This is a genomic window from Paractinoplanes rhizophilus, from assembly GCF_042664765.1.
Taxonomy (GTDB): Bacteria; Actinomycetota; Actinomycetes; order Mycobacteriales; family Micromonosporaceae; genus Actinoplanes; species Actinoplanes rhizophilus.
Genome location: NZ_JBHTBJ010000040.1, coordinates 41,134 through 60,651, shown reverse-complemented (window position 1 = coordinate 60,651; position 19,518 = coordinate 41,134). Strand labels below are relative to the sequence as shown.

At 71.8% G+C, this 19,518-nt stretch carries 17 protein-coding genes; 6 read left to right on the top strand and 11 right to left on the bottom strand.

What is annotated here, in order from left to right:
* Window positions 1–426 precede the first annotated feature (426 nt).
* Complete coding sequence (gene dnaJ, locus ACFQS1_RS33745) at window positions 427–1,569, bottom strand: molecular chaperone DnaJ (RefSeq protein WP_378976063.1); 1,143 nt, start codon at window positions 1,567–1,569, stop codon at window positions 427–429.
* A gap of 49 nt (window positions 1,570–1,618) precedes the next feature.
* Window positions 1,619–2,641: a heat-inducible transcriptional repressor HrcA gene (gene hrcA / locus ACFQS1_RS33740; RefSeq protein ID WP_378976062.1), complete on the bottom strand. Its 1,023-nt coding sequence runs from the start codon at window positions 2,639–2,641 to the stop codon at window positions 1,619–1,621.
* A gap of 157 nt (window positions 2,642–2,798) precedes the next feature.
* Here hrcA and ACFQS1_RS33735 point away from each other — a divergent pair, with 157 nt between their 5' ends.
* On the top strand, window positions 2,799–3,386 hold the full coding sequence (locus ACFQS1_RS33735) for a DUF4870 domain-containing protein (protein WP_378976061.1): 588 nt from the start codon (window positions 2,799–2,801) through the stop codon (window positions 3,384–3,386).
* A gap of 28 nt (window positions 3,387–3,414) precedes the next feature.
* Here the strand turns inward: ACFQS1_RS33735 and hemW are convergent, their stop codons facing one another.
* Window positions 3,415–4,614, bottom strand: a complete 1,200-nt coding sequence (gene hemW / locus ACFQS1_RS33730) for a radical SAM family heme chaperone HemW (protein ID WP_378976060.1) — start codon at window positions 4,612–4,614, stop codon at window positions 3,415–3,417.
* Window positions 4,615–4,644: 30 nt separating this feature from the next.
* Here hemW and ACFQS1_RS33725 point away from each other — a divergent pair, with 30 nt between their 5' ends.
* The 3 genes from ACFQS1_RS33725 (at window position 4,645) to ACFQS1_RS33715 (ending at window position 8,143) form a co-directional block, all read left to right on the top strand.
* Window positions 4,645–5,415: an enoyl-CoA hydratase-related protein gene (locus ACFQS1_RS33725; protein WP_378976059.1), complete on the top strand. Its 771-nt coding sequence runs from the start codon at window positions 4,645–4,647 to the stop codon at window positions 5,413–5,415.
* A gap of 107 nt (window positions 5,416–5,522) precedes the next feature.
* A complete protein-coding gene (locus tag ACFQS1_RS33720) occupies window positions 5,523–6,383 on the top strand; it encodes a hypothetical protein (protein WP_417629340.1) in 861 nt (286 codons plus the stop codon).
* A 152-nt stretch (window positions 6,384–6,535) separates the two neighbouring features.
* Window positions 6,536–8,143, top strand: coding sequence for a PAS domain-containing protein (locus ACFQS1_RS33715; RefSeq protein WP_378976058.1), 1,608 nt, complete (start codon window positions 6,536–6,538; stop codon window positions 8,141–8,143).
* Window positions 8,144–8,380: 237 nt separating this feature from the next.
* Here the strand turns inward: ACFQS1_RS33715 and ACFQS1_RS33710 are convergent, their stop codons facing one another.
* The 4 genes from ACFQS1_RS33710 to ACFQS1_RS33695 form a co-directional block, all read right to left on the bottom strand.
* The gene (locus tag ACFQS1_RS33710) at window positions 8,381–8,656 is read right to left on the bottom strand and encodes a GlsB/YeaQ/YmgE family stress response membrane protein (protein WP_378976057.1); all 276 of its coding nucleotides are present in this window, start codon (window positions 8,654–8,656) and stop codon (window positions 8,381–8,383) included.
* 81 nt (window positions 8,657–8,737) lie between these two features.
* Window positions 8,738–10,618 carry a translation elongation factor 4 gene (lepA, locus tag ACFQS1_RS33705; RefSeq protein ID WP_378976056.1) on the bottom strand — a complete coding sequence of 627 codons (1,881 nt, stop codon included), beginning with the start codon at window positions 10,616–10,618 and terminating at the stop codon, window positions 8,738–8,740.
* Between the two features lie 360 nt (window positions 10,619–10,978).
* The gene (locus ACFQS1_RS33700) at window positions 10,979–11,701 is read right to left on the bottom strand and encodes an MOSC domain-containing protein (protein WP_378976055.1); all 723 of its coding nucleotides are present in this window, start codon (window positions 11,699–11,701) and stop codon (window positions 10,979–10,981) included.
* 217 nt (window positions 11,702–11,918) lie between these two features.
* Window positions 11,919–12,452: a DUF4240 domain-containing protein gene (locus ACFQS1_RS33695; RefSeq protein WP_378976054.1), complete on the bottom strand. Its 534-nt coding sequence runs from the start codon at window positions 12,450–12,452 to the stop codon at window positions 11,919–11,921.
* Between the two features lie 54 nt (window positions 12,453–12,506).
* Here ACFQS1_RS33695 and ACFQS1_RS33690 point away from each other — a divergent pair, with 54 nt between their 5' ends.
* Both ACFQS1_RS33690 and rpsT read left to right on the top strand, forming a co-directional pair.
* Window positions 12,507–13,478, top strand: a complete 972-nt coding sequence (locus ACFQS1_RS33690; protein ID WP_378976053.1) for a phosphotransferase family protein — start codon at window positions 12,507–12,509, stop codon at window positions 13,476–13,478.
* Between the two features lie 285 nt (window positions 13,479–13,763).
* Entirely contained in the window at window positions 13,764–14,030 is a 267-nt protein-coding gene (rpsT, locus tag ACFQS1_RS33685; protein ID WP_020512628.1) for a 30S ribosomal protein S20, read from the top strand.
* 325 nt (window positions 14,031–14,355) lie between these two features.
* Here the strand turns inward: rpsT and ACFQS1_RS33680 are convergent, their stop codons facing one another.
* The 4 genes from ACFQS1_RS33680 to ACFQS1_RS33665 form a co-directional block, all read right to left on the bottom strand.
* The gene (locus ACFQS1_RS33680) at window positions 14,356–14,811 is read right to left on the bottom strand and encodes a hypothetical protein (RefSeq protein WP_378976052.1); all 456 of its coding nucleotides are present in this window, start codon (window positions 14,809–14,811) and stop codon (window positions 14,356–14,358) included.
* Complete coding sequence (gene holA / locus ACFQS1_RS33675) at window positions 14,808–15,827, bottom strand: DNA polymerase III subunit delta (protein WP_378976065.1); 1,020 nt, start codon at window positions 15,825–15,827, stop codon at window positions 14,808–14,810. The genes ACFQS1_RS33680 and holA overlap by 4 nt, the downstream gene beginning before the upstream one ends.
* A gap of 235 nt (window positions 15,828–16,062) precedes the next feature.
* Window positions 16,063–18,384, bottom strand: coding sequence for a ComEC/Rec2 family competence protein (locus ACFQS1_RS33670; protein WP_378976051.1), 2,322 nt, complete (start codon window positions 18,382–18,384; stop codon window positions 16,063–16,065).
* On the bottom strand, window positions 18,381–19,220 hold the full coding sequence (locus ACFQS1_RS33665; RefSeq protein WP_378976064.1) for a ComEA family DNA-binding protein: 840 nt from the start codon (window positions 19,218–19,220) through the stop codon (window positions 18,381–18,383). Before ACFQS1_RS33665 ends, ACFQS1_RS33670 begins: the two co-directional genes overlap by 4 nt.
* Between the last annotated feature and the right edge of the window lie 298 nt (window positions 19,221–19,518).

Below are 19,518 nucleotides of genomic sequence, written 5' to 3'. Positions count from 1 at the left end.
CTGGCCGCCCGCCCGCACGCGCCGCCCACGCCGCCCGCGCGCACGCCCGCGCCCGCACCCGCGCCCCGCGTCGGGATCTTGATAAGCCACCGTTAGCCCCGCACACCAACTCATCAACTTCGACGGAAAAGCCCGAGCCCTCACCGGATATATCCGAAATATCCGGTGAGGGTTCGGCGTGCTTCTCGCCATGCGGGACGACGCGTCCATCTTCTGGCAGATGTCCAGCGAGGTGCGCGACGCAGCAAGCCCAGCCCAGCGCAGAGCGCAACGCGGCAAGCCCAGCCCAGCGCAGAGCGCAACCCGGCAGCTCAGCCCGGCGCGGGCGGCACCGGGCGCGACCCACGACGGCGGCCGCCCGGCGCATCGGGGACTTTGCCCCGACCCGTATCAAATAACGATCTTGATCTTGATCTTGACGAGCGCCTAATGGCCGTTGAAGGCGTCGCGCATGCGGCTGAAGAAGCCGCCCTGCTTGCTCAGCTCGGCCACGTCCTCGCCGCGGGTCTTGGCGAACTCGCGCAGCATGCGCTCCTGCTCGGCGGTGAGCTTGGTGGGCGTCTTGACGTCGAGGTGCACGAAGAGGTCGCCCCGGCCCTGGCCACGCAGGTGCGGCACGCCCTTGCCGCGGATGCGCAGCGTCGACGCGGGCTGGGTGCCGGACTTGACCTCGATCGCCTCTTCGGAGTCGAGCGTCTTGATCGTCAGGCGGGTGCCGAGGGCGGCCGCGGTCATCGGGAGGGTGACCCGGCAGTGCAGGTCGTCGCCCTTGCGGGAGTAGACGTCGTGCGGGCGCTCGTGGATCTCGACATACAGGTCGCCGGCGGTGCCGCCGCCGGGGCCGACCTCGCCCTGCTGGGCCAGGCGGATGCGCATGCCGTCCTCGACGCCGGCCGGGATCTTGACGGTGAGCGAGCGGCGGGTGCGGACCCGGCCGTCGCCGGCGCAGGTGGGGCAGGGGTGCGGGATGACCGTGCCGTGGCCCTGGCAGGTGGAGCAGGGGCGGGAGGAGACGACCTGGCCCAGGAACGTGCGCTGCACGCTCTGCACCTCGCCGCGGCCGCCGCAGGTCTCGCAGGTGGCCAGGTGGGTGCCGGGCGCGGTGCCGGCGCCGGAGCACTGGGTGCACAGCACCGCGGTGTCGACCGTGATCGGGGCCTCGACACCGAACGCCGTCTCGACCAGGTCGAGCTCGAGGCGCAGGATCGCGTCGGCGCCGGGGCGGGTGCGCGGGCGCGGGCCACGGGAGCCGCCGCCGGCCGCCGTGCCGAAGAACGCGTCCATGATGTCCTGGAAGCCGACGAACGGGCCGCCGGGACCGCCCGGGCCGCCGGGGCCCATGCCGCCGCCGGGCGCCAGCGGGTCGCCGCCGAGGTCGACGATCTGCCGCTTCTGGTCGTCGGACAGCACCTCGTACGCCGCGTTGATGTCCTTGAACTTCTCGGCGGCCTCGGGATCGGGGTTGACGTCGGGGTGGTACTGCCGAGCCAGCTTCCGGTAGGCGCGCTTGATCTCGTCGTCGGTGGCCTCCCGGCTCACGCCGAGAATGCCGTAGTAATCCTTGGCCACGGGGTTTGGGGTCCTCATTGTCAGCGCGATTCCGTCAGTTCTGAGCCGGTCAGTTCTGGGCCAGCAGGTCGCCCACGTAGCGTGCCACCGCACGCACCGTGGCGATGGTGCCGGGGTAGTCCATCCGGGTGGGTCCGAGCACACCGAGCCCACCAACGATAGTCGCCCCCGGGCCGTAACCGGTGCTGACCACCGAGGCGGATCGGAGGTTGTCTATCTCGTTCTCGTCGCCGATGCGCACCCTGGTCGTGCTGGGCTCCAGGTCGCCGATGAGCTTGAGCAGGATGACCTCCTCCTCGAGGGCCTCGAGCACCGGACGAAGCGTGCCCTGGAAGTCCAGCACACCTCCCCGCGTCAAGTTCGCCGTTCCGGCGAGGGCGAGCCGCTCCTCGCTGCGCTCCACCAGCGTCTCGAGCAGGACGCTGGCCAGGCAGGCCATCGTGTTGCGGCGGTCGGGGGCGCACTCGTCGACCAGGCCCTGCACCAGCGGTGGGGTGTCGGACATGCGCTGACCTGCGAGTTTTTCGTTGACCTTGCGGCGCAGGTCGAGCACGTCGTCGGACGCGACCGGGCCCGGCAGCTCGACCAGGCGCTGCTCGACCCGGCCGGTGTCGGTGATCATCACGAGCATCAGGCGGGTCGTGGAGATCGGGACGAGTTCCAGATGGCGCACGGAAGAGCGGGCGAGCGACGGATACTGCACGACCGCGACCTGGCGGGTGAGCTGAGCCAGCAGGCGCACGGTGCGATGCACCACGTCGTCGAGGTCGACCGCGCCGATCAGGAAGCGCTCGATCGCGCGGCGCTCGGCCGGGCTCAGCGCCTTGACCTTGGAGAGACGGTCGACGAAAAGGCGATAGCCCGCGTCGGTGGGGACCCGCCCGGCGCTGGTGTGCGGCTGGCGGATGTATCCCTCCTCCTCCAGCACGGCCATGTCGTTGCGCACGGTGGCCGGGGAGACGCCCAGCTGGTGCCGCTCGACCAGCGCCTTGCTGCCGACCGGCTCCTGGGTCTCGACGTAGTCCTCGACGATCGCGCGCAGCACCTCGAGCTTGCGGTCATCGAGACTCATCTGACCCTCCCTCGCCGGCGCTTGGCACTCCCCGTGACAGAGTGCCAGTCTACGTCGCTGTCGGCGGCAACGCGATGATCGAGTGGACTGTCTATTCCTGTACTCGTTCCGCATGTCGCTCTCGACCGTATTGAGCTGCGGTCCTACGGTGTCAGCCATGACTGAACCACCTCGCCCGCCCGGTGAAGGTAATCCGTATGCGGCCAACGATCCGACGTCGGGTTCGACACCGCCTCCTTCATCCCCGCCCCCGCCGCCGCCCGGCGGCGGTTACGGTCCGCCTCCGGGCGGATACAACCCACCTCCCGGTGGCTACAACCCGCCTCCGGGTGGCTACAACCCGCCTCCCGGTGGCTATAACCCGCCTCCTCAGCAGTACGGCTACGGCCCGCAACCCGGCAACGCCTCGGATGACCGCACCTGGATCCTGGTCTCCCACTTCGGCGGCGCGGCCGGCGCCTTCCTCGGCGGCGGCTGCGCGGGCTGGATCGCCCCGCTGGTCGCATTGCTCGCCCGGGGCAACCAGTCCCCGGTCGTGCGCGCCGAGGCCGTCAAGGCGTTGAACTTCCAGATTCTCTGGTCGATCATCGCGCTGGTCGGCTGGGTGCTCAGCTGCATCGTCATCGGCATCTTCGTCGGCGTCGCGGCCACGATCATCGCGATCGTCTTCGGCGTCATCGCCGGTGTGAAGGCCAGCAACAACGAGCCGTACAACTACCCCATGACGGTGCAAATCATCAAGTAAAGTGTCGCGCCGGGTCGGGGGCCCGGCGTTACACGACGTCTCGGATCACCGCGTCGGCGAGCAGCCGGCCCGGCAAATTCAAGATCAATTGCCCTTTCGCGTACGCCTCCGGCACCAGCAGACCGTCGTCGAGCGCCTGCTTGGCCCCGCGTTCGTCCAGCCCGGCCAGCGGGATGCCGTCGCTGAGCCGCACCCGCAGCATGATGTCCTCGACGCGGCGGTCCTCGTCGTCGAGGATCTCGCGGGCATGGCCGGGCGAGACACCGTCGGCGAGCCTTTTCGCGTACGTCGTGGGGTGCTTCACGTTCCACCAGCGCACGCCGCCGACGTGGCTGTGCGCGCCCGGCCCCAGGCCCCACCAGTCGGCGCCGGTCCAGTACAGCAGGTTGTGCCGGCAGCGGGCGGCTTCGCTGGTGGCCCAGTTGGAGACCTCGTACCAGGCGAACCCGGCCTCGGTCAGGGCCTGCTCGGCGGCCAGGTAGCGGTCCGCGGCCACGTCGTCCTCGGGGTACGGCAGCTCGCCGCGGCGCATCCGGGCGGCCATCCGGGTGCCGTCCTCGACGATCAGGGCGTACGCGCTGACGTGGTCGGCGCCGGCCTCGACGACGGCCCGCAGGGACGCGGCGAAGTCATCGGCGGTCTCGCCCGGGGTGCCGTAGATCAGGTCGAGGTTGACGTGCTCGAAGCCCGCCTCCCGGGCCTCCCGGGCCGCCTGCGGCGCCCGCCCGGCGGTGTGCTGCCGGTCGAGAATCTTGAGCACGTGCGGGCTGGACGACTGCATGCCCAGGCTGATCCGGGTGAAGCCGTTCGCCCGGAGCCGGCGCAGGTATTCGGGGGTCACCGACTCGGGGTTGGCTTCGGTGGTGATCTCGGCTTTCTCGTCGAGGCCCCAGGTCTTGTCGATGCCGTCGAGGATGCGGCCGAGGTCGTCCGCGCTCAGCAGGGTGGGGGTGCCGCCACCGACGAACACCGTGTCCACCTTTTTCGGATTTATCGCCTGCTTCGCGATTTCCAGCTCGCGGAGGACCGTGTCGGCGTAGCCTTCGCGGCCGACGCCACCGAGCTCGCTCGCCGTATAGGTGTTGAAGTCGCAGTAGCCGCAGCGGCTGGCGCAGAACGGCACGTGGACATATACGGCAAATCCGTTTTTCCCGGCGTTCGCCGCCGCGCCGGATGGAAGCGACCCGTCAGTGGGTACCGGATCGCCATCGGGAAGTGCGCCAGCCATCCGACAAGTGTGCACCGTTAGGGTTCCGCCATGGATCTGGTCCGAACCGCCACCGTCGCCGGGGTGACCACCGTGACGCTGGACAGCCCCGCCAACCGGAACGCCCTCTCCACGCCGCTGATGCGACAGCTGCTCGAGGCGCTCTCCGCCGCCCTGACCGCCCCCGGCGTCCGCGTGGTGACGCTCTCCCACACCGGGCCGGTGTTCTGCTCCGGCGCCGACCTCAAGGAGACCGCCGAGGCCCGGGCGACCGGTCGCGTGCCGGCCGAGCTGCTCGCCGACGTGCTGGCCGCGCTCTGGGAGTTCCCCAAGCCGGTGGTCTGCCGGGTGGCGGGCCCGGCCCGGGCCGGTGGCCTCGGCCTGATCGCGGCGGCCGACATCGCGGTCTGCGCGCGCGAGGCCACCTTCGCGTTCACCGAAGTACGCCTCGGCGTCATCCCGGCGGTGATCAGCGCCACGGTCCTCCCCCGGCTCAGCTCGCGGGCAGCGGCCGAGCTCTATCTGACCAGCGAGGTCTTCGACGGCGTACGGGCGGCCGAGGTGGGGCTGGTCACCAAGGCGGTGCCGGCCGAGGGCCTGGACGCGACGGTGGCGGCCTACTGCGACGCCCTGGTGCAAGGCGGCCCCTTGGCCCTGGCGGGCGCCAAGCAGCTGCTCCGGCGCGCCCCGGCCCCGTCGATCCGGGCCGAGCTGGCCGAGTTGTCGGAGCGCTCGGGCGCGTACTTCCGCTCGGCCGAGGGCACCGAGGGGGTCAACGCGTTCCGCGAGAAGCGTCCGCCGTCGTGGGTGCCGGCCCCCTGACCCGCCGAGGGCGCGGCACGCGGCGCGCGGTGCAGTGACATTCGCGTGATGCGGTCGTTGTTTACGCTTGTTGCCTGGTCCACGGGGAAGCCGTCGAGGAGGTGTGAGTGCGCAGGACGCCGATCGTGGTGCTCGCGTTGCTCGCTGTCATCGGCACCCTGGGCGTAGTGGTCGTGGTGCGTGGCATGTCGGGCGACATCAAGCTGCCGAAGATCATCGGCCCCGAGTGCACCGTGCAGGCCGACGGCAAGGTCACCCTCGACCTGGTGCAGATGGCCAACGCCGCGACGATCAGCGCGGTGGGCATCCGGCGCGGGATGCCGGAGCGGGCCGTCGTGATCGCGCTGGCCACCGCCCTCCAGGAGTCCAAGCTGGAAAACCTGGACACCGGCGACCGCGACTCGGTCGGGCTCTTTCAGCAGCGGCCCAGCCAGGGATGGGGCAGCCCGGAGAAGATTCAGGACCCGCGATACGCGGCGGACAAGTTCTACTCGGCGCTCAAGAAGGTCAAGGGCTGGGAGCGGATGCGGGTCACCGACGCGGCGCAGCGGGTGCAGCGGTCGGCATACCCGAACGCGTACGAGAAGTGGGCGGACGAGTCGGCCGTGCTGGCCCGCGCGCTGACCGGCCGGGCCACCGGGGCGGTGGCCTGCACGGTCACGGGTGCGCCCGCCCTGCGCGGCGCGGCGGCCGCCGCGGCCCTGATGAACGGGCTCAAGCTCGACTGGGGCAAGGGCCTGGCGAAGACGCCGGCGGCGACCCAGGCGGCCGGACTGACGGTCGTGGTCTCCGACGCGAGCACCGGCTGGCGGTACGCGCACTGGCTCGTCTCGCACGCGTCGGCCACCGGCCTCGAACGGGTACGTTTCGCCGACCTCGAATGGCACGCGCCCGACGGCAAGTGGCAGCCGGTGAGCGCGGACGCCGGGGTGGACGAGCGCCGGGTCGTCGCCCAGGTCTTCAGCTGACTTCGCGAAACACCCTCGGCATGGGCCGGGCGACGGGACCGCCGGGCCTCCGCCGGCCATCGCTCTGCGTGATGTCGAGCGATTCACGGACGAATAGCACAGCGTATATCCGCTGATGGACAGATAGCTACCGCCCTGGTACTAAGTAGAGCGTGTCGAGGGCGATCGAATGGATCCTGCTGGGTTCGGCGAGCTGTCTGGCGATCATCGTCGGCGTCCGGTGGCACCGTCCCAGCCGCGTCGGCCCCTGGCTGCTGCTGGCCGGGTCGGTGGCCGCGATCGCGGTGGGTGACGTTTTCTACGCGATCGGGGCGATGCCCGCCGCCGAGGCCTGTTACCTGTCGATGTTCGTGCTGGTCGCGGGCGCGCTGATCCAGTTCACCCGGGGCGGCTCGCTGCTGGTCGAGCGGGCGCGCCTGATCGACCTGCTGGCGGCGGCCTGCTCGACGCTGCTGGTCGTCTGGGTCTTCATGATCGGTAACAAGGTCCTCACCGGCAAGATCTCGGCGGCCGACGTGATCGGCGATCTCCTCCTGATCGGGGTCACCGGCCGGCTCGTGCTCGCGGCCGGGCGCAACGTGTCGTCGGCGCTGCTGCTGGCCGGCTCGGTCGGCATGCTGATCAGCGACATCGTCTATCCGCTGGCACCCGGCACGGTCACCGAGGCCGGTTACCTCGTGCTGTATGTCGCGTGGGGCCTGGCCGCCCTGCATCCGTCCATGACCCGGCTGACCCGGCCGATGCCGCCGCGCGTGACCCAGTGGCGCGGGCACTGGGCGGCGCTGCTGGGCGCGGCGGTGGCGACGCCGCCGGCGGTGCTCCTCGTCGAGGCGCTCCACGGCGAGGTCCACGACGGCGTGGTGATCGCGGTGGTGGGCGCGCTCACGCTGCTGCTGACCATCACCCGGCTGGCCGACTCGATCTCGCAGAACAGCCAGGCGGCGGCCCGCGAGCGGGCGCTGCGCACGGCCTCGGGCGCGCTGGTCGCGGCGGCCGACCGGCCGGCCGTCGAGGCGGCGGTGCACGCCGCCGCCGAGCAGCTGATGCCGCCGTCGTCGCTGCGCTCGCTCGTCTTCGCCGTCGACGACGATGCGGTGCCGGCCCCGCCGCCCGAGCCGAGCCCGCGCAGCTGGTGGTCCGGCGACACGACCCTGGTCTGCCCGCTGCGGCTCGAGCCGCTGGCGGTCGCGCGGCCCGGCGGCGGCGCGCTGATCGTCGAGGCGCCGCGCGAGGTGCTGACCGTGACGCGCGACGCCCTCGAGGTGCTGGCCGGCCAGGCGGCGCTGGCGCTCGACCGCATCTCGATGGTCGAGGCGGTGGGCCGGCGCGACAGCGACCAGTACCTCCGCACGGTCATCGGCAACACCGCCGAGCTGATGCTGGTGATCGACGACGACCAGCGCATCCGGTACGCGAGCCCCGCCGTCCACGACCTGCTGGGCGACGATCGGGTGACGCCGCTCTCCTCGCTGACCGACCTGGTGCACCCGGACGACCGCGGCGTGGTGCGGCGGGCCTTCCAGTCCAACGGGGACGGCACGATGTTCTGCGCCCTGCGCCGCTCCGACGAGTCGCAGATCCTGATCGAGGCGACCTACCGCGACCTGCGCGAGGACCGCCTGGTCCGCGGCTACGTGCTGACCATGCGCAACGTGACCGACGCGCACACCCGCGACGAGCGCCAGCCCCTCCGCGACCACGTCGACGAGCTGCCGGCCTGGGTGAACAGGCGAAGCGCGCAACACAAGTTCCGCTACTGAGACTGCCGCGCCCGCGTCGCGCTCGCCCGGCTTGCCCGCCTCGCGTCGCTCACGGGCACCGCCCTAGGCCGCCGCCCTCGCCCGCTGGTCACGTCCACGGGCCGACGCACCCACCTCGTCTGCCCAAGCCACCGCAGGCACCCCGCCTCCGCGCCCCTTCCCCGCAGCCGTTGCCGTTTGCTTGCACAAGCAAAGCGCCGGACCTGAACCAGGTCCGGCGCTTGGGTGCAGCTTCCCTTATCGGGTGAGGCGGCGGCGCGAGCCGACGCCGGCCACCAGGGCAACGCCGATCGCGGCAAGGACAACCTGGAACAGGAACTCGATCCAGTCGAAGCCCTTCGTGTCCGCGACGCCGAAGGCCCGGGCGATGACCGTACCCAGCAGCGCGGCGACGATACCGACCACCATGGTCAGCCAGATCGGGATGTTCTGCTTGCCCGGTACGACCAGGCGGCCCAGCGCGCCGATGACAAGACCGACGATGAGCGCCGTAATGATGCCGGTGACAGTCATGAGGTTTCCTCCTCGGGGGTGGAGCATCTGTTGCGTCCGTCGAGCCCCACAGTTCCCGAGCGCCGGAGAAACCAAACCGACCTATTTTTTGTTTGCTCCCTTGGTGTCCGAAGAGTCAGACGTCGACAGCGCGGCGATGAAGGCCTCCTGCGGCACTTCCACCCGGCCGACCATCTTCATCCGCTTCTTGCCCTCTTTTTGCTTCTCGAGGAGCTTCCGCTTCCGGGTGATGTCACCCCCGTAGCACTTGGCGAGGACGTCCTTGCGGATCGCGCGGATCGTCTCGCGCGCGATGATCCGGCTGCCGATGGCAGCCTGGATCGGCACCTCGAACTGCTGCCGCGGGATCAGCTTCTGCAACTTGGCCGCGATGTTCACCCCATACGCGTACGCCTTGTCCTTGTGCACGATGGCACTGAAGGCGTCGACCGGTTCCCCGTGCAGCAGGATGTCCACCTTCACCAGGTCCGCCACCTGCTCGCCGGACGGTTCGTAGTCGAGCGACGCGTACCCCTTGGTCTTGCTCTTCAGTTGGTCGAAGAAGTCGAAAATGATCTCGGCAAGGGGCAGGGTGTAGCGAAGCTCGACCCGCTCGCTCGAGAGGTACTCCATGCCCATCAGGCTGCCTCGGCGGCTCTGGCAGAGCTCCATGACCGCACCGACGTAGTCGTTGGGCACCAGCACGGTGGCCCGCACCACGGGCTCGTGGATCTCCGCGATCTTGCCGCTGGGGAACTCGCTGGGGTTCGTCACCACGTGCTCCTGCGCGTCCTCGGTGTAGACGCGGTAGACCACGTTCGGCGCCGTGGAGATCAGGTCGAGGCCGAACTCGCGCTCCAGCCGCTCGCCGATGATCTCGAGGTGGAGCAGGCCGAGGAAGCCGCAGCGGAAGCCGAAGCCGAGCGCCGCGGACGTCTCCGGCTCGTAGACCAGCGCGGCGTCGTTGAGCTTGAGCTTGTCGAGGGCGTCGCGCAGGGCCGGGTAGTCGGAGCCGTCGATCGGGTAGAGGCCGGAGTAGACCATCGGCTTCGGGTCCTTGTACCCGCCGAGCGCCTCCTTGGCCGGCCGGTTGTTGCCGGTGACCGTGTCGCCGACCCGGGACTGGCGCACGTCCTTCACGCCGGTGATCAGGTAGCCCACCTCGCCGACGCCGAGCGCGCCGGCCTTCTCCATCTCGGGCGAGACGACGCCGATCTCGAGCAGCTCGTGCACCGCGCCCGTGGACATCATCTTGATCCGGTCGCGCGCCTCGATCCGCCCGTCGATGACCCGGACATACGTGACGACACCGCGGTACACGTCGTACACCGAGTCGAAGATCATCGCCCGGGCCGGGGCGCTCGCGTCGCCGACCGGCGGCGTGACCTGCCGGACGATCTCGTCGAGCAGATGGCCGACGCCCACGCCGGTCTTGCCGGACACGCGCAGCACGTCCGACGGGTCGACGCCGATCAGGCCCGCCAGCTCCTCGGCGTACTTCTCGGGCTGCGCGGCGGGCAGATCGATCTTGTTGAGGACCGGGATGATGTGGAGGTCGTTCTCCATCGCCAGGTACAGGTTGGCGAGAGTCTGCGCCTCGATCCCCTGCGCCGCGTCGACGAGCAGGATCGCCCCTTCACAGGCCGCGAGGCTGCGGGACACCTCGTACGTGAAGTCGACGTGCCCCGGCGTGTCGATCATGTTGAGGACCGCGGAATCGCCCTGCTGGTCCCCCTCGCGCACCACCCACGGCATGCGCACGGCCTGCGACTTGATGGTGATGCCGCGTTCCCGCTCGATGTCCATGCGGTCGAGGTATTGCGCCCGCATCTGCCGCGGGTCGACCACCCCGGTGATCTGCAGCATCCGGTCGGCCAGCGTCGACTTGCCGTGGTCGATGTGCGCGATGATGCAGAAGTTGCGGATGCGACTCGGGTCGGTAGCCCCGATCACATTCACACCGGGGTCGAGCGGTCCAGGCACGATCGTCCGTTCTTCTCAGTCGTCACAAGCTTGGGGTTGCCACCGGCATGAGGGCCGGCGCGGGCCCGCCGACACACGGCCGGCGAGTTCTATCGTCCCACGCCCGCGTGGAGCGCCCGCTCACACCCGCTCAAGCACCGCCGCACCCAGCAGCAGCGGCGCTCTCACACGCACCCGCGCGGCCGTCCCATCGCGGTAACGTGCGCCGTCCCGCCCCCACCGCGCGGCCGTCCCATCGCGGTAACGTGCGCCGTTCCGCCCCCACCGCGCGGCACCCCATCGCAGGTGGCCGCGCCCTTCCGCACTCGCGCGGCACTCATCGCAGGTGACGCGAGCCGTCTCAGACCAGCACGAGCCGTCTCAGACCCGCTCGAGCGGCCCGTGCGGCAGCGGCGGCAGCTCGGCCGTGACCGTGTCGCCGGGCCGGATCGCGCCGCCACGCAGCACTACCGCCATGACCCCGGCTCTGTAGATCACGTCGCCGCCCTCGCCCCGCCCGATCACCTCCTTGAGCAGCCCTTGCTGGAAGGCGTTGATCTGCGCACACGGGTTGCGCAGCCCCGCCAGCACCACGGCCGGTCGAGGGTCGTCCCCCCGATCCCGCGCCGCAGCCGCTGCGAGAGCCTCCGACGACGCGGCCGTAGCCCGATCAAGTTCCGCCGCGGCAGCCACCTCCAGCACCGCCTTGAGCGCCCCCGAGCCGCCCCCGGATAGATTCGTACCGGATGCGTTCACGCCGGATGCGTCCATGGGTGTTCCGAAGCGCAGAATCGTCCCCACCGGCAGCGCGAGCAGGTCGATACCGCTGGTGGTCACGTTCTCGCCCAGATTGCCCGCCGCGACCGCGAACCCCTTGGCCCCCACCTCGGCGAACAACTCCCGCTGGATCAGGTGCACCTGCCGGAAGTTCGGCTGCGTGGCATCGTTGCGCACCCGCCCCCGGTGCTTGACGTGCACTCCGGCATGCACGTCTCCCTTCACCCCCACCCCGGCGATCAGGACGATCTCGTCCCGCACCGGCTTCGTGAACGCGTAGGTGTCGTTACAACTGACCGCCGCGACAGTCCCCTCTGCAGCCTCCATGGCCCCAAGTGTCCCGGAGCAGCCCTCCCCCACTCGACCGGCTTTCCCGCATCCTGGCCCTGCGCCACCCTGCCTCCCGCGGCACCCTGCCTCCCGCGGCACCCTGATTCCCGCAGCCAGCCTGGCCCCGCCGCGCCCTGGTTCCCGCAGCGCCCTGCTCAAGTCAGCGCGGCGGCTCAGGTCAGTCCGGCGGCTCGAGTCAGTCCGGCGGCTCGAGTCAGTCCGGCGGCTCGAGGAACAACGCCGACAAGCGCGGCAGCCTCCTCCGCATCTCCTCCTCGTTGTCGAAATCCCACAGCTCGGCCGCGTCGGGCCGGGTCACCGGCCTCTCCCCCGCCGGCAACTCGGACCCGGTCGCCTGCCGATACGCCTCGGCCGCGATGGTCAGCACCTCCTCGGCCTCGAAAACCGCGCCGGTCTCCACCGCGGCGCGCACAACCGGCACGTCGGCCAGCGAGTCGGGCGACTGCACCGACCGCGCCACCGCCTCGCGGCCGTGCGCGATCAGCCAGCCCCGGAAGTTGTCGAAGCCCTCCTCGGAACACCCACCGTGTATCAGGTAGGCCGCCGCCCACAGGTCTTGCGTGCCGGAGGCGACCATGACCTTGTCGAGGTGGCGGGCCCAGGCGACGATCTCCTCCGGGTCATGGGTGGCCAGATCGGCGGCGGCGCGCTTGGCCACCTCGCCGGGAGAGGACGGTCGATCGGCGGTTGCCCGGCCGATGACCGCCCAGAAGTCGTCGGTTCTCATGGCCAGGATCCTGCCAGCCGGGTACGACAAAATTCGGGACGGCAGGATGGTCGGGTGCGGCCGATTTCACTGCCCGACGTCGCGTACGGTGCCACCGCCGTACGCCCTCTTTGGTCTGAGCTGCCGGAAAGCCTGCGGCGAGCCATCTCGGCGCGGCTGGGCGCGCCGATCGCCTCGGCGCAAAGCGCCGGCGGCGGCTTCACCCGCGCCTTCGCCGCGATTATCACGACCTCGGCAGGGCTTAGTGCATTTGTCAAGGCCGCACCGCTCCAAGATCCAACATCGCACTGGTACGCCCGGGAGGCGGCGCTCACGTCGGCGTTGCCGGGGGCCGTCTCCGCTGCCCGACCGCTGTGGACGATGGTCGACTCCGGCTATTTCGTCCTATGCCTGGAAGCGATCGACGGGCACATCCCGTCCCTTCCGTGGTCGCCGGTGGAGCTGGGGTCCGCCCTGACCGCCTGGTCGGCCGCGGCCGAAGCGCTGCGCGAGCCCACCGCCGAGCTGCTGGCCCCCGGCGTGCCCGCCCTGCCGGAGATCCTGCGCGGCGAGATGTCCTGGTGGTCCGAGATCGAGAGCGGCCGCGAACCGCTACCGCGAACCGCGCGGGCCACCATCGCGCCGGACCGGATCCGCGAGCTGGCCGCGCTGGAACGTGCGCTGCCGGAGCTGGCCTCCGGCGCCACGATGACCCACGGCGACCTGCGGATCGACAACGTCCTGATCGACCGCGGCGGCCGGGCCTGGCTGTGCGACTGGACGTGGCCGTGCCTCGGCGCGCCCTGGTTCGACACGGTTACGCTGCTGGTCAGCGCCTTCGCCAGCGGTCTGGACACGGACGCCCTGCTCAGCCCCTGGGACGCTCCGGACGACGGCGTGGATGGGGCACTGGCGGCCCTCGCGGGGTATTGGCTGGTCCGCGCGGACGGCGGCCCGAGCAGCGCGTCGCCTCACAGCCGGCAGCATCAGCGGTTCAGCGGGGAGCAGGCGCTGGCGTGGCTGGCGGAGCGCCGCGGCTGGCGGTGAGCTGACCGCCTCGGCCGGCGGGGCCCGTCGGCCGGCGGGCGGGAGCGGCACGCCGTGAGGGGATCGCCGCGCCCGGACGGGAGGGTGGCAACTCGGCCGGCGCGGAGGCGGCCGTTTTGGCGGGTCGTGGCGGTGCTGGTAGTCTGGCTCATCGCGTGTGGTGACGCGCCGCTGTTCGCTGCTCCGGCAGACAGCCACTCCGGTGGCTGGCTGTTTCGACAGCCGACCACGGTGACCACCGCGCTTGAGACCAGTTTCCGAACCTAGTCAGGACAAGGCTGTCGCGTGGCGAACATCAAGTCCCAGATCAAGCGCAACCGGCAGAACGAAAAGGCCCGGCTGCGCAACAAGTCGGTCAAGTCGTCGCTGAAGACCGTGATCCGCAAGCTCAACGAGGCGAGCGAGGCGGGCAACGTCGAGACGGCTACCGTTCTGCTGCGTGACGCCTCGCGTCAGCTCGACAAGGCTGTCAGCAAGGGCGTCATCCACAAGAACCAGGCGGCCAACCGCAAGTCGGCCATCGCCAAGCGGGTCGCCTCGCTGTCCGCCTGACCCGTCAGGCGGCCCGGCCGCGTTACGCGCAAGCCGGGTACGACTTCGCCGATCCCTAGCCGGATCGCCGGCGCGGCAGCACGGAGGCCGCCGCGCCACAGCTCGCTCCACGCGAGCCGGTCATCGACGACCACACCTGGGCACCGCCGGACCATCACGGTCCGAGGCGGTGCCCGCGTCGTTCATGGCGCAAGGCCGCCGCGAATGGTAACCGGCAAACGTGTACGCGACGCCACGCGCTGACACTCACGGCCGCGCACTGACGCCCGGCCACCCACCGATACTCACGGCCATGCGCTGACGGGCGACCGACTTGAGGTCCTGCTCACTCGTAACGGCGAGTGGCGGACTGCCGGACGCGCCACTGCTGAGCCTCGACCTGCTCCGCCCACGGACGCATGACCGGGGCGCCGCGCCTCCGGTTGATGACGCCCGGGAGCCGTGTCGTCGCCTCCTCGGCGATGCGGACCGGCGGGCTCACCCCGGCTCCGCCCGCGGTGGCCGGCCGCAGGACCGCGGCCCGGGCCGCGGCCGGACCGGCCGGGACCGGCGGCTGTGTGAGCGCGCCGGCGATGACGTCGTTGAGCTTGACCATCAGCGCGACCAGGAACGGCAGGACCAGCACCCCCAACCAGCTGACCAATTCGGCCAGGGCGAGCAGGGCGCCCAGCGCGACGCTGCCCTCCAGGAAGACGAAGCAGAGAAATCCGCTCGGCGCGACGTGGCGCAGCCGCAGCATGCGGGCATACATCGGCAGGTGCGCCCCGGTCCCCCGGCTCATCGGGCCACGCCCCCTCGACGGGCCATGCCCTCGCCACGGGCCACGCCGCCGCGGCGGGCTGCGGCCACGGCGAAGACGGCCTGCTCGAGGGCGTATCCGCGGTCCTCGGCGCCGCCCTTGACGGCGGCGTTGCAGTCGGCCGCGGCGCGCATCGCGTCGACCAGGCCCTCGGGCGTCCAGCCGCGGCTGCGCTCCTGGGCACGCTGGATCTTCCACGCTGGCATGCCCAGGCTGCTGGCCATCTGGTAGGGGTTTCCCCGGCCGGCGGCGGCGACCTTGGCCACCGTGCGGACGCCGTCGGCGATGGCGTCGGCGATCGGCACCGGATCGACGCCGACGTGCAGCGCCCAGCGCAGCGCCTCGAGCGCTGCCGGCACGTCGCCGATCATCGCGGCGTCGGCCACCGTGAAGCCGCTCACCTCGGCGCGACCCTTGTAGTACCGCGCGACGACCGCCTCGGTGATCTTGCCGTCGGTGTCAGCGAGCAGCTGCGAGCAGGCCGCCGCGATCTCCCGCAGGTCGTTGCCGACCGACGCGAGCAGCGCGGACGCCGCCGACTCGTCGCAGCGACCGCCGTGGCGGCGGAACTCGTCGCGCACGAACGCGATGCGCTCCCGGTCGCCCTTGAGCTTGACCGCGGGCACCACGGTGGCGCCGGCCGAGCGCAGGCCGTCGGCGAGTGCCTTGCCCTTGGCCCCGCCGAGGTGGGCGACGATCAGCGTCACCTCGGGGTCGGGACTCTTCGCATACGCCAGCAGCGCGGCAATCAGATCCTTGCGCGCGTCCTGTCCACTGCGGATCACCAGCACCCGGCGGCCGCCGAACAGCGACGGGCTCAGCATCTCGGCGACCTCGCCCGCGCTGATCGCGCCGCCCTCATACTCCCGGACGTCGGCCCCGGGATCGGCGGCACGCGCCGCATCGACCGCGGCCGTGATCGCGCGCGCGGCGAGCAACTCCTCGTCGCCGAGAACGAGCAACAGCGGATCGGGGGGCGCGGTGTTCACGCCCAATATCGTCGCACGGGGGTATGACGTTGCCGCGAGCCTCACTCCTACGCGCAGATCGCTGATCACCGAAAGCGAAAGCAGACATATTGGCGGCCCGCCATACGATGACCCCCGTAGAGTCGCTCGATCAGGCCGGGTTGCCACGTCCGCGCGCCCGGGCCGGGTAATCATCATCCATCTCCGCCGATGCGGACGAAACCGCTCAACTCGGGCGTGTCGGCGCTTTCCAACCCGGCGGCTTCTAACCCGGCGGCGAGCCCCGAGCCACCACCGCGAGCCCATGTCCGGTGGCGACCGCGGCCAGATCCCCCGACTGGTCGGTGCGCAGCACTCGCGCTCCCCCGCGGGCCAGCCGCGCGAGCAGCGGCGCGTTCGGGTGCCCGTAGTCGTTGTCCTTCCCCACCGACACGAGCGCCACGGCCGGGTCGATCACGTCGAGGAACTCCGCCGATTGGTAGCCCGACCCGTGGTGGGCGACCTTCAGAACGTCCGCGTGCAGCGCCGAGGCGCCCAGATGCCGCAGCAGTTCGTCCTGTTCCTCGGTCTCCGCGTCGCCGGGCAGCAGCACCGTCTCGCCGCCCACCTCGGCCCGCAGCACGAGCGAGTTGTTGTTGGGGTCCGAGTTGGTGCCGTGCAGCGGCTCGTACGGCCCGATCACCGTCAGCCGCAGCCGGCCCACCGCGTACGCCCAGCCCGGCCCCACCGCGTGCAACGAACGCCGACCGGCCGCGGCCGCCACGGAGGCCCGTCCCGCGGGCGGATCCGGCCAGTCCGGTCCGGCGACGGCCACCACGTCCCGGCCCCGGAACACCCCCTCCACGCCGCCGATGTGGTCGGCGTGGAAATGGCTGACCACGAACAGCACCACCTGCCGGACGCCGAGCCGCCGCAGGCAGTGGTCGACCGGGTCGGGCTCCGGCCCGGAGTCGATCACGACCGCCCGGGCCGGACCGGCCGGCAGCACGATCGCGTCGCCCTGCCCGACCGCGCAGGCCACCATCACCCAATTCGCCGGGGGCCAGCCGGACGCCATCAGCCGCACCGGCAGCGCGCCCAGCATCCCGGCCAGGGCCGCGACCAGGACGAGCCGGCGCACCACCGCCCGGCGGGCCGCGATCAGCAGCGCCACCGTGATCGCCGCGAGCAGGAGCGCTCCCCATAACCCGTCCGGCCACGGCAGCGCGCCGGCCGGCACCCGGGCGCCGTACCTCGCGACCACCACGAGCCACTTCGCCGGCCAGTGGCCCAGCCACGCCGCGAATTCCGATCCGGCCGGCCACGCCGGGGACAGCACGGCCGACGCGACGCCCAGCAGGGTGGCCGGGGCGATCGCCGGGACGACCACGAGGTTGGCCGGGATCGCGACGAGGCTGACGGCGCCCGAGAGCCCGGCGACGACCGGGCCGCACGCCACCTGGGCGGCCGCGGGAACGGCCAGCGCCTCGGCGGCGCCCGGCGGCCATCCCCTCCGCCGCAGCGCGTCCCGCCACGGCGGGGCCAGCAGAAGCAGGCCCGACGTGGCCAGCACCGACAGTGCGAACCCCGGGTCGGCCGCCAGCTCCGGGTCGTACAGGACAAGCACCGCGACCGCGGCGGCCAGCGCCGGCAACGCCGCCCGTTGCCGGCCGGAGGCCAGGCCGATCAGCCCGATCGCGCCCATCGCGGCCGCCCGCACCACGCTCGGCGACGGCCGCGCCAGGATCACGAAGCCGACCAGCACGACCGCGCAGACCAGCGCTCGCATCACCGGACCGGCGCGGGTCCACCGCATCGCGAACAGCACGACGCCCAGCAAAATCACGACGTTAGCGCCCGAAACCGCCATCAAGTGCGTCATTCCGGTCGTCCGAAAGTCATCACGCAGCGCCGGGTCGAGCCGGCTGGTGTCCCCGACGACTAGCCCCGGCAGCAGCCCACCCGCGTCGTCGGGCAGCGGCTCGCACGCCCGCTGCAGCCCCGCCCGCAGCACTCCCGCGGCACGCTGAACCCACGACGGACGCCCGATCAGCTCAGGCGCCTCCTTGACCGAGACCACGGCCGCTCGCAGGTCGCCACCGCGCGGCGGCATCAGCTTGCCGCGGGCGATCAAACGCTGCCCGGGCAACAGACCCCGCCAGGCCGGATCACCGGCGAGCACCAGCGCCCGGGCCGACAAGCTCAGCGCGGGGGCGTCCTCGGCGCCGACCTTACGAAGATCAACGGCGACCAGGTAGGTCGGGGGCCGACCGGGCGATCCACTCAAGGCGCGTGGGTCGTCGCGGATGACGGCCTCCACGCGTACGGGATCCCCCGCGCGCACCAGCGCCACCAGCGGCCCGGACTCGCGGGTCGTGACCCGGGCCCCGGTCATGCCGGCGCCGCAGCCCGCGCCGATCAGCGTCGCCACCGCGATCCAGCGGGCCGGGCTCCGGCTGACGAACGCCATGGTTCCCGCCGCCGCGCCGAGGCTTGCCGCGCCCAGCAGCAGGCCGGAGCGGGCCGAGAGGTACAGCGCCGCGAGCGACGCCAGCCAGGTCGCCACCGCGAACCCGGCGAGCCGCAGATCCGGCACCCCGCCGGTCACACCGTCACCAGGTCTTTCAGCTGCTCGAAGCGGGCATCGCCGATCCCGTCGACCTTCCGCAGGTCGGCGACCGCCCGGAAGCCGCCCTGCGCGTCGCGGGCGTCGAGGATGCGCTGCGCCAGGACCGGACCGACGCCGGGCAGGCTGTCGAGGTCGGCGAGCGTCGCGGTGTTCAGGTTGATCGGGCCACCGCCCGGCACGGCGGCGCCGGTGGCCGCGGGACCGGGGCCGGCGGGCATGGCCACGCCCGGCGACGGGGTGACGCCGACCATGATGAGCTCGCCGTCCGCCACCTTCCGCGCCAGGTTGAGCATCGCCACGTCGACGCCGGGCTCGGCGCCGCCGGCCGCGTTCAGCGCGTCCGCCACGCGCGCGCCGGGCGGCAGGCGCACCAGACCGGGCTTGCGAACCTTGCCACCGACCGCGACCACGATCTCGGTGGCGGACGGACTGGCGACGCCCTGCCCCGGCGACTTGGTCACCGCGTCGGTGGTCGCGAAGGGCGGCGGCGCGACCGGATCGACCCGCGGCCGGGATCGCCACGCCAGCAGGCCGGCGACCAGGGCGACCACGGCGGCGACGGCCGCGAGCGCCTTGACGCCCCGACGCCCCGGATCGAACGCGCCGAGGCCGAGGCGCCGGCCGCTGTCCGGCCGGCCGCCACCGAACGCGCCGGCGCTGGTCAGGGCCGGCTCCGGCTCGTCGGGAGACTCGTCCGCCGACCGCGGCCACGAGCTCGCCGGCGGATCCGGCCACGGCGCGGTCGCCGGATCCGGCCACGGGGTCGTGTCGTGCGGATCCGGCCACGGTGTGGTGTCCTGCGGATCCTCGGGCAGCACCCAGGACGGTGGCGGCAGCGGCCGGCCGGCCTGACGCACGGCCATCGGAGGCGGACCAAACGGATCGGACTCGGGCATGGAATCTCCGGAGGGGGACGGACGCGGTTCATCGGAGTCGTCGGGCGGCGAGGTCACGCTCGCGGCCGACGAACCGGGCGGCAAGACGGCGCTCCCGGCGAATGAGCCAGGCGACGAGGTCGCGCTCCCGGCGGACGAGCCAGCCGACGAGGTCGCGCTCCCGGCGAATGAGCCAGGCGGCGACGCCCAGGCCGTTCCCGGTGGATAGCCGCCGGTC